Source organism: Myxococcus sp. AB025B, from assembly GCF_006518215.1.
GTDB lineage: Bacteria > Myxococcota > Myxococcia > Myxococcales > Myxococcaceae > Myxococcus > Myxococcus fulvus.
In genome coordinates this window covers 20,971-31,800 of the sequence record NZ_SRLW01000096.1, presented here as the reverse complement: position 1 = coordinate 31,800, position 10,830 = coordinate 20,971, and the positions used below count along the sequence as shown (strand labels likewise).

5 protein-coding genes are annotated in these 10,830 nt (G+C 70.5%); 1 reads left to right on the top strand and 4 read right to left on the bottom strand.

Going from position 1 to position 10,830, the window contains the following annotated elements:
• Positions 1–4,487: non-ribosomal peptide synthetase (locus FL311_RS17975; RefSeq protein WP_141326413.1), on the top strand; the 4,487-nt coding region annotated here is incomplete at its 5' end.
• A 39-nt stretch (positions 4,488–4,526) separates the two neighbouring features.
• Here FL311_RS17975 and FL311_RS46125 read toward each other — a convergent pair.
• The 4 genes from FL311_RS46125 to tssG form a co-directional block, all read right to left on the bottom strand.
• Positions 4,527–5,477 (bottom strand): hypothetical protein, encoded by a 951-nt coding sequence (locus tag FL311_RS46125; protein ID WP_141326411.1) that lies wholly within the window; start codon positions 5,475–5,477, stop codon positions 4,527–4,529.
• Positions 5,474–7,093 (bottom strand): FHA domain-containing protein, encoded by a 1,620-nt coding sequence (locus FL311_RS17965; RefSeq protein WP_141326409.1) that lies wholly within the window; start codon positions 7,091–7,093, stop codon positions 5,474–5,476. Before FL311_RS17965 ends, FL311_RS46125 begins: the two co-directional genes overlap by 4 nt.
• A 123-nt stretch (positions 7,094–7,216) precedes the next feature.
• Complete coding sequence (gene tssH / locus FL311_RS17960; RefSeq protein ID WP_141326407.1) at positions 7,217–9,730, bottom strand: type VI secretion system ATPase TssH; 2,514 nt, start codon at positions 9,728–9,730, stop codon at positions 7,217–7,219.
• A gap of 54 nt (positions 9,731–9,784) precedes the next feature.
• Entirely contained in the window at positions 9,785–10,819 is a 1,035-nt protein-coding gene (gene tssG, locus FL311_RS17955) for a type VI secretion system baseplate subunit TssG (protein ID WP_228556927.1), read from the bottom strand.
• Positions 10,820–10,830: the final 11 nt, after the last annotated feature.

Genomic DNA, 10,830 nt, shown 5'->3' with positions numbered 1-10,830 from the left:
CCCCCAGGGACTCTCGCCTCCCTCTCTCCTTCGCCCAGCAGCGCCTCTGGCTCATCGACCAGCTCCAGCCCGGCAGCGCCGCCTACAACGTCCCTCTCGCCATCCACCTCTCCGGCGAGCTCTCCCTCCCCTCCCTCCAGCGCGCTCTCGACGCCCTCATGGCGCGTCACGAGTCCCTCCGCACCTCCTTCGCTCTCCACGACGGCCAACCCTTCCAGCTCATCGCGCCGTCGCAGTCCCTGCACCTGGCACTGTTCGACCTCTCCACCCAGCCGAACGCCGATGAGACGGCGCGCGCGCTGGCGGTGGAAGAAGCGCAGCGCCCCTTCAACCTCGCCCAAGGCCCCGTCATCCGCGCGACGCTGCTGCGGACCGCGCCTCAACGCTACGTGTTGCTGCTGACGATGCACCACATCGTCTCGGATGGCTGGTCGCTGGAAGTGCTCTTCCGCGAGCTGAGCGCGCTCTACACCGCGTTCACCCGTGACGAGCCCTCGCCCCTCGCGCCGATGGCCATCCAGTACGCCGACTTCGCCGTGTGGCAGCACCAGTGGCTGAACGGTGAACGGCACGATGCTCAGCTCGGGTACTGGAAGGAGCAGCTCACGGGCGCGCCGTCCCTCCTCCCGCTGCCGACAGACTTCCCGCGTCCTCCCTCCCAGTCCTTCCGTGGCGCCGTCGAGAGCATCACGCTGCCGCCCGCGCTCCTCGAATCGCTCGTGCGCCTCAGTCGGAAGGAGGGCACCACCCTCTTCATGACGCTGCTCGCGGGCTTCCAGCTCCTGCTCTCACGCTACTCGGGGCAGGACGACATCAGCGTCGGCACGGCCATCGCGAATCGCAACCGCGCGGAGCTGGAGGGCCTCATCGGCTTCTTCGTCAACTCGCTGGTGATGCGCACGCGCCTGTCCGGCGAGCCCACGTTCCGCGAGCTGCTGCGTCGCGTGCGTGAGGTGTCCCTGGGCGCCTATGCGCACCAGGATGTCCCGTTCGAGCAGGTCGTCGAGGCGCTCCAGGTTCCGAGAGACCCTCGCTACTCGCCCCTCTTCCAGGTCCGCTTCAACCTGCAGGACAGCCCCTATGGCCACCTGAAGATGGCGGGGCTCGACGTGTCGATGCTCGAGACGGAGTGGAACTACACCAAGTTCGACCTCCACCTCTTCATGAGCGAGGCCGCCGAGGGTCTGCAGACCTCCTTCGCGTACAGCACGGACCTCTTCAAGCCGGAGACCATCCGCCGGATGCTCGGCCACCTGGGCCAGCTGCTGGAGAACATCGCGGCCAACCCGGATGTGCCCATCAACTCCGTGTCCATGCTGACGCCGGAGGAGCAGCGGCAGCTCGTCCGGTGGAACACGGCCCCCGCGCTGGAGTCGCCCGCGACGTGCTTCCACGCGCGGTTCGAGCAACAGGCCGCCGCCACACCGGACGCCACGGCGCTGGTCTCCGAGGACCGGTCCCTCACCTATCGACAGCTCAACGAGCGCGCGAACCAGCTCGCCGCGCAGCTGCAATCGCTCGGCGTGGGACCGGACCGCGTGGTGGGTCTGTACCTGGAGCGCTCGCTCGACCTGCTCGTCGGACTGCTCGCCATCCTCAAGGCCGGCGGCGCGTACCTGCCGATGGACCCGGGGCTCCCACCGGAGCGACTCGCGTTCATGATGTCGGACCAGCGCCTGCCCGTGGTGCTCACGCAGGAGTCCCTCCGCGCGTCGATTCCTCTCGGTGAGGCGCACGTCTTCTGCGTCGACTCACAATGGAAGGAGCTTGAAGGACGGCCTCGCGAGAATCCGCCGCTCACCGTCGAGCCGCGGCACCTCGTCTATGTCATCTACACGTCCGGCTCCACGGGTCGGCCCAAGGGCGTGGGCATCACGCACGGCAACCTGAGCCACTACCTGTCGGGCATCGCCCGCGTCCTCGACGTGCCTCCAGGGCTTCGCTACGCCACGGTGTCCACGTTCGCCGCGGACCTGGGGAACACCATGGTCTTCCCGGCGCTCGCCACGGGCGGAGCGCTCCACATCATCTCCGACGAGCGAGCCTCGAACCCCGAGGCCATGGCCGAGTACATGCACTCGCGGAGCATCGACTGCCTGAAGATCGTCCCCTCGCACCTGACGGCGCTGCTCACCGCGTCCCGTCCCGAGCACGTCCTGCCGGGACAGCGACTCGTCCTGGGCGGCGAGGCGTCGCGATGGGAGCTGATGGAGCGGGTGCAGACCCTGGCTCCGGAGTGCCGGGTCATCAACCACTACGGTCCCACCGAGACGACCATCGGTGTGTTGACCTGGGCGGTGCCACCGCGGCTGGCCTCGAAGCCCGCGCCCACCGTGCCGCTCGGCTTCCCCATCGGGGACACCACCACGCACGTCCTCGATGCCCACCGGCAGCACGTTCCCGTCGGTGTGCCGGGGGAGCTGTTCATCGGCGGACCGGGTGTGACGCGCGGCTATCTGGGACGGCACGAGCTCACCGCCGAGCGCTTCGTGAGATTCGGTGAGGAGCGCGTCTACCGGACGGGAGACGTGGTGCGGCGGCTCCCGGATGGAGCGCTCGAGTTCCTCGGCCGCATCGACCATCAGGTGAAGATTCGCGGCTTCCGCATCGAGCTGGGGGAGATCGAAGCCATCCTCTGCCAGCAGCCCGAGGTGCGTGACGCGGCGGTGCTCGCGCGCGAGGACGACGTGGGCACGAAGCGGCTCGTCGCGTATCTCGTCTCGCACCCGGGCCAGACGCTCGCGACCGAGCCGCTGCGCGAGCGGCTCGCCCAGCAGATGCCGGAGTACATGGTGCCGGCGGTCTTCATGGTGCTGGAGGCGCTGCCCCTCACGCCCAACGGCAAGGTGGACCGCAAGGCGCTGCCCGAGCCCGTGAGCCCCAGCGCTCCGAAGCCGGCGGAGGCGCAGGCGCCCCAGTCGCCAACGGAGCTGCTCCTGGCGGACATCTGGAAGCAGGTGCTGCGCGTGGAGCACGTGAGCCCGGCGGACAACTTCTTCAAGCTGGGGGGCGACTCCATCCTGAGCATCATGGTCGTCGCCAAGGCCATCCAGGCCGGGTTGCAGCTCACGCCGCTGGACATCCTGGAGTGCCAGAGCCTCGCGGAGCTCGCCGCGCGCGTGCGCAGCCCCGAGGAGGCCGCCGACGAGCAGACGGTGTCCGGGACCTTGCCGCTCACGCCCATCCAGAATCGCTTCTTCGAGCTGTACCCGACGGAGCGGCACCACTGGAACCAGGCGTTCCTGTTCGAGGTGCACCAGCGGCTGTCGCCCGCGCAGATGGAGGAGGCGGTGCGCAAGCTGATGCGGCACCACGACTCGCTGCGCCTGCGCTTCGTGCAGGGCTCCGCGGGGTGGGAGCAGTCCTACGCCGGACCCGACGTGCCGGTGCCGTTCAGCCACCACGACTTGAGCGCGCTGTCCGCGAGCCAGCGGGTCCAGGAGCAGGAACGGCTGTCGACCTCGCTCCAGAAGAGCCTGGACCTGTCCGCGGGGCCGCTCATGCGGGTGGCCTTCTTCGACTGGGGGCGCGAGGAGCCTGGGCGGTTGCTGCTCATCGTCCACCACCTGGCCACGGATGGGATTTCGTGGCGGGTGTTGATGGAGGACCTGCAGACGCTGTGGGAGCAGCTCGGCGCCGGGAAGGCGCTCCAGCTTCCGCCCAAGAGCACGTCGTATCAGGCGTGGGCGCGGAAGCTGTCGGAGTACGCGCAGTCGGACAAGGCGCGGCGGGAGCTGCCCACGTGGACCTCGGAGGTCTACGGCCGGGTGGCGCCGATTCCCCGGGACTTCCCGGAGGGGCGGAACCTCGAGGGCTCGACACGACTGGTGGAGGGTGCGCTGACGCAGGAGGAGACGCGCGTGTTGCTGCACCGGATGCGCGACGTGCACGGCGTCAACGTGGACCACGTGTTGCTCGCGGCGCTGGTGCGTGCGCTGACGGAGTGGACGGGCCGCGCGGCGCATCTGCTCGAGCTGGACAACCACGGCCGCGAGTCGATTCTGGAGGGCGTGGAGCTGTCACGCGCCGTGGGGTGGTTCACGGCGCTGAGCCCCGTGGTGGTGGAGGAGCCCGCGGGGGCCTCCGCGGGCACACTGCTCCAGTCAGTGAAGGAGCAGCTCCAGGCGGTGCCCAACCGCGGCGTGGGCTTCGGGGTGTTGCGCTACCTGAGCCGGGACACGGCGGTGCGAGAGCAGCTCGCGCGGCTGCCGAGGACCGAGGTGTGCTTCAACTACCTGGGCCACTTCGACCTGGTGCGCTCGGGCAACGCACCGCTGCGGCCCGCGTCGGAGTCCGTCGGGCCCGAGCGGGCACCGGCTGGCCCGCGCTCGCGCGTCCTGGACATCACGGCCTACGTCTCCGAGGGCACCTTCCACCTGGCGTGGGCGTACAGCGAGAACCTCCACGCGAGGGGCACGCTCGAAAGACTGTCCTCGGCGTACCTCACGCACTTGAGGGCCCTGCTCGCCACAGCGGGGGCCGCGTAGGCCCGAGGAGGGCCTCGTCACCGGGGCCCTCCAAGACGTCTACTTCGTCGACTCGGTCGCGCCGTCCTCCAGCAGCCGGCCCCACAGGGAGGAGTCGTCGACAACGAGGCGGCCCGAGGACATCTTCACGCTCCGGTCGATCTGCGCCTTGCGGAACTGCCTCGGCGGGATGCTGGGCTGCTTGGGGTCCATGTCGTTGACCACCATCTGCTCCTGCAACCGGATGGCGTCCGCCGCGAAGCTCAGCGCCGCCGTGTAGTCGTAGCGACGCAGCCACCGGCTCGGCAGCGAGCGCGACGCCGTCCGGTTCAGCTGGAAGAGCGCCGGACTCGCGCACGCACCCTCCGCCGTCAACACCGGCTCGTTGATGAAGCGGTTGCCCCGCTGCAACAACACCCGCACCGCGCGCTGGCACGCCGTCCCCATCGGCCCCGCGCACCGCTCACCCTCCGCCACGAGCAGGTCCACGCCCCCCATCCGCTCCAACCGCAACCTCGCGTTCTTCGTCCTCGAGCGCAGCACCCCCAGCGCCCGCACCGCCAACCCTCGCGGCGTCGACTCCACCAACGCCACCGGGCCCAGCCCCTCTCCATCCGCGAAGTGACGCGCCACCGCCCACACCAGCCGCAGCTCCGGACGGATCTCGCTCACCACCACGTCCCCCGCCGTCAGCGTCGTCGGAGGCAACATCGCCGCCGTGGAGCCCGCCTCCACGCACTCCCCCGGCGCCGGGTCCTGCCAGAGCACCGGCGTCCCCATGCAATCCGTCACCGGCGTCGCCACCTGCCACGTCCGCGTGTCGTAACCACTCAGCAGCAACGGATAGAGCACCTCCGCCCGCCACTGGTCCGGCGACAGCGCATGCACCCCCGTGGGCCGCTCCGAGAAACACAACGCCGCCACCGCCGGCGCCGCGCGCACCGGCGCGGTGCTCTTGCACCCCGCCAACGCCAACGCGCACCCCAACACCAACGACTGTGTCTTCCTCATGTCCCTGATGACTCCCGAGCCCGGCGCTTGGACACCACTGAGACCTCCCCATCACCACTCTTGTTCGCCGCGTCACCCACGATGGCGTGGTACGCCTTCGCGAACTCCGGACCGAACAACACCGCGCTCAGCTCGCGCTCCTCCTCCATCAGCGTCCTGAGCCGCTCCTCCAGCCGCTTGAGCTTGCGCGACGCCTGGAACGGCCACAGCCGCGAGAAGAACGAGCCGCCCTTGCCCTCCTCCAGCTCGCCCGGCAACAAGCGCTGGAGCAGGTCCTTCACGCCCTCGCGCATGCCGTTGAGCAAGGCGATCTGGTGGATCATCACATCCACGAACCCGCCCATCAGCTCCTGCACCCGCTCCGCGCTGTCCGGCGCCTTCCAGTCCAACAGGTAGCGCAACACCTCGCGCGTGTTGCGACTCTTGGAGAGCGGCGTCACGTCCCGCGCCAGCATCACCGCCATCTCCTGGCCGAACTGGTCATGCCCCTGCCGCAGCTCCACGAACGCGCGGCCGAACGTCTCCAGCACATCCGCCAACCGGTCCAGGAAGCGGTCGATGTCCGCCCCCGACTCCAATCCCTTGCTCCCCGGCAGGTACGAGCGCACGAACTGTCCCAACAGCTCCCGCGCCATCACATCCAGCCGGTTGCCGCCCCCCGGCGCCGCGGGCACCGGCGTCACCTGGGAGTTGCCCCCGGACGACTGCGGCAGCGCCACCCCCAGCGAGCGCGCGAACTGGCCGAACTGCGGCTCGTGCGCCACCCCGGGCAGCCGCCGCTGCAGCTGCGCGACGAGCGACGCCCGGTCCGCCTCCGGCAGCGTCCCCGCCTGACGGACCATGGACTCGTGCAGCGTCTGCCACGCGTTGCGGTACGCGTTGTAGAGCGGCACCAGCTGCTGGATGGAGCTCTGCAAGCCGTTCGAGGACGCGGCGGGCGGCGGCGGCGCCACCACGCGCACGCTGTTGCTCGTCGGCGCGCGGCGGCCCGCGGGCGCCGTCGGAGGCTCGGGGTCCGGAATGGGGATGCCGGAGATGATGGTGCGCTGCCCCGGGTCCTGTCCCTCCAGCTCCTCGTCGAGCGCCGGCACCAGCAGCGTGCGAGGGCTCACCTCCTCCTGGCGGCGGGACTGCGAGATCGCCGCGTCGCTCAGGGCCGGCAGCATGGCGGTGGCCACCACCTGCTCGCGCCCCTGCACCGGCGTCGGCTTGAAGCTCATGGGCGTCCCATCATCGGGGCCCTGCAGCGTGGCCAGCGCGCGGAACTGCGTCATGCGCGACTGCCCATCCCCCGCCGACGCCGCGGCCTCCCGCGACAGGCGCATCTCGATGGTGCCGATGGTGACGCGCGTCTCCTCGCCCACCCGCACCGGGACGTTCTTGTCGATGCGCCGCCCGTCGATGCTCAGCCCGTTCGTCGAGCCCAGGTCCACCACGTGGATGGACTTCTGGTTGAACCGGACCAGCGCATGGAACAACGACACGAACGACTTAGGGATGGAGATGTCGTTGAGCTGGTTGCGACCGATGCGCACGGGCGAGTGCGTGAAGACATACTGCCGCTCCTTCGGCGGCTGCGTCTCCAGGTCCTTGATTCGGATGACGAGGGGCAGCACGGCTCACTCCTATCCCGAAGCGGTGGGGGGAAGCCCCCCCGGGGGGTGTACCTCGCGACAGTTCGTCACGGCCCGGCGGGAGGCATCATCCCTCCCCCAGGTCCGAGATGCACCACCCGACTATCAGCTGTCTGAGAATGCGAGGTCCCAGTCGCCCCCGGCCCCCAGGCCGACCCTCAGGCGGCTCGGGACGCCTCCCGCGGCCAGCCTCTCCAGGACCTCCAACGACAGCCGGGGCATCAACGAGGCGCGCAGCACGTGGTCCACGTTGCGAGCCCCCGAGTCGTTGTCCTGGCAGCGCCGGGCGAACTCCTCGTACACCTCCGGGGCGAACTCCGTCTTGACCCGGTGCGACGTGTGCAGCCGGTCCGCCAGGGCCGAAAGTTTCATCTCGGCGATCTGCTTGAGCACGTCCTTGGCAATCGGCAGGAACGGCACCACCGACATGCGCGCCAGGAGCGCCGGCTTGAAGTGCCGACTGAGGATGGGGCGGATGGTCTCGCTCACCGTGTCCGTGCTCGGCGCCTCCGGGCCCGAGTACAGCTGCATCAGCGCGTCCGTGGCCAGGTTGCTGGTGAGGATGACCACCGTGTTGCGGAAGTCGATGAGCCGCCCCTCGCCGTCGGACAACATGCCCTTGTCGAACACCTGGTAGAAGAGGTTCATCACCTCCAGGTCCGCCTTCTCGCACTCGTCCAGCAGGACGACGGAGTAGGGCCGCTGGCGCACCGCCTCCGTCAGCACGCCGCCCTCGCCGTAGCCCACGTAGCCGGGCGGCGAGCCGATGAGCCGTGACACGGTGTGCTTCTCCTGGAACTCCGACATGTTGATGGTGGTGAGGAAGCGGTCTCCGCCGTAGAGCGAGTCCGCCAGCGCCAGCGCCGTCTCCGTCTTTCCCACGCCGCTGGGCCCCACGAACAGCAGCACGCCGATGGGCGTGTTGGGGTTGCGGATGCCCGCGTGCGACATGCGCAGCGTCTCCGCCACCGCGCGCAGCGCCGCGTCCTGCCCGCGCACCCGCGAGCGCAGCGTCTCCTCCAGCGAGAGCACCGCCCCCACGGAGCTGCTGCGCAGCTTGCCCACCGGCACCCCCGTCCACCCCGCCACCACGCGCGCCACCACGTCCGGGTCCACCTCCACGTGGATCAGCGGAGACTCGCCCTGCAGCGTCTCCAGCTTCGCGCGCGCCTGGGCCACGTCCGCCTTCAGCTTCGCGGTGTCCGCGCCGGGCTCCGCCGCCTCCAGCGCCGCGCGGGCCTTCTTCACCTCGTCCACCGCCGCCCGCTCCTGCTCCCAGCGGGCCTTCACGGTGGCCACCTGGTCGCGCGTGGCGGCGAGCTTCTCCTCCAGCGTCGGGCCCTCGTCCTCGTCCTTCGACACGTGCCCCGCGGCGCGCTCCCGCTCGCGCACGCCCAGCTCGCGCTCCAGCGCCGACAGGCGCGACTCCGCCTCCACCAGCTCGTCCGGCCGGGCGCTCTGCTCAATCTTCACGCGCGCCGCCGCCGTGTCGAGCAGGTCCACCGCCTTGTCCGGCAACTGCCGCCCGGAGATGTAGCGGTGGGACAGCTCCACCGCGGCCACCACCGCCTCGTCGCGGATGGTGACGCCGTGGGACTGCGCATACGTGGGCGTCAGGCCGCGCAGCATCAACACCGCGTCCGCCTCCGACGGCTCGTCCACCTTGATGGGCTGGAAGCGCCGCTCCAGCGCGGCGTCCTTCTCGAAGTACTTCTTGTACTCGGCCCACGTGGTGGCCGCGATGGTGCGCAGCTCGCCTCGCGCCAGCTCCGGCTTGAGCAGGTTCGCCGCGTCGCCGCCGCCCTGCTGGCCGCCCGCGCCGATGAGCGTGTGCGCCTCGTCGATGAAGAGGATGATGGGCTTGGGCGAGCCCTTCACCTCGGAGATGACCGCCTTGAGCCGGTTCTCGAACTCACCGCGCACCCCCGCGCCCGCCTGCAGCGCGCCCAGGTCCAACCCGAGCACCTCCAGGTTGCGCATGGACTCCGGCACGTCGCCCGCGACGATGGCGCGCGCCAGCCCCTCCACCAGCGCCGTCTTCCCCACGCCCGGCTCGCCCACGATGATGGGGTTGTTCTTGCGCCGCCGCGCCAGCACGTCGATGACCTGACGAATCTCCCTGTCGCGCCCGAAGATGGGGTCGATCTTCCCGTCGCGCGCCTTCTGCGTGAAGGAGTTGGTGAAGCGCGTGAGCGCCTCCACGGAGATGGCGTCCAGCGCCGGGTAGGACTCCGCGGAGTAGCGCGAGGAGCGGGCGATCCACTGCCACATCAGCGCGCCCGAGCGCAGCCGCGCCGCGCCGTGCTCCAGCGAGGCCACCAGCCACGCGTCCTCGAACCACTGGAACAGGCTCTCGGAGAACACGGGCCGGCCCGCGTTGCCCGTGCGCAGCTCGCGCAGCGCGTCCTCGATGGAGCCGATGACCTTCGCGCGGTCCACCTGGAAGTGGCGCAACAGCCGCGAGGCCTCGCCGTCCTCGTCCTCCAGGAGCTGGCGCAAGAGGTGCTCGGGGATGATTTCGTAGCAGCGCGCGGTGCTCGCGCGCGACACGGCCGCCTCCAGCATCCGCGTGGCCGAGGGCGTCAGGCGCCGCACGAGGGTCTTGGGTTCAACGCGCATGATTACGCTCCAGGGGTTTGGCTGGCGGCGGGTGGGAACACCGGAAGGACGGCGTCAGGATGGCGAAGGCGGCGCGGCGCGCCGGGGGGCGGCCGGCAGGGGCACGGTGCGCAGGCGCAGGCGCGTGTCGCTCCGGCGCTGCCCCAGGTAGCAGTCGTGGCCCAGGCGAGAGGGGGACTGGGTCGCCAGGCGGAAGCGCGGCAGCTCCGCCTCGCGCACGCCCAGCACCAGCGAGCAGTCGAGCGGATCCCTCACGACCAGGTCCACCACCTCGCGCACCACCGGGGACAAGTCCCCCTCCGGCATCAGCCGCCGGTAGACGTCCCCCTCCAGGGGCGCGATGTGGATGTCGAAGCTGCCCGAGCGGTCGAACATCTTGGAGCCGATCAGCGCGGTGCGGCTCAGGGTCGTGTTCGTCCGCCCCAGCCGCATCCGGTTGTCCGCCTCGATGTCCACCCAGTGGCCGGAGAACTGACGCAGCGACACCTTCGCCTCGCCCAGCACGGGCGCCAGCACGTCCGTCAGCGCCAGCTCCAGCGTGCCCGCCGTGCGCGCGCGAGCGGCGAGCAGCGGCGCCAGGCGCAACAGCTGCGCGGACGACAGCGCGCCCGGGTACGGCCGCTCGTAGGTGTCCAGCCCCGCCAGCGACAACAGCCGCTGGGACCAGACGTCGCTGCCCTCCCGCGTCGTCTCCGCCTGCAGCGAGTAGCGCGACAGCGCCCGGTACAAGAGCGACAGCAGCCGATGATGGAACAGGTCCAGGAAGTCGCGCCGGCGCGCGGAGTCCGGGTCCTCCTGGGCAATCTCCTCCGGGATGTAGTCCGGCAGCGGCGACACCGCGCCGGTGAGCCCCAGGAACGTGGTCATCACCTCCACCACGTGCGAGGAGCCGTCCAGCTCTCCCGACGGGGGCACGACGCGGATGCGGCTGACGTCCCCGGCGCTGAAGGTGAGCGACGGGTCATGCCGGAAGCGGATGGCCTCCTCCACGACGGGCCCCGTGCCGCCCACGGGCACCGCCTCCGACGTCAGCCGCTCCAGCAGCGCCACCAGCGGCCTGAAGGCCCACTGCCCGGGGCGTTCGCTCAAGCGCTGGACGG

What these genes read in the sequence shown, in the direction of transcription:
- FL311_RS46125 (WP_141326411.1), bottom strand. Translation starts at nt 5,477, where the DNA reads ATGAGGAAGACACAGTCGTTGGTGTTGGGGTGCGCGTTGGCGTTGGCG.
- tssH (WP_141326407.1), bottom strand. Translation starts at nt 9,730, where the DNA reads ATGCGCGTTGAACCCAAGACCCTCGTGCGGCGCCTGACGCCCTCGGCC.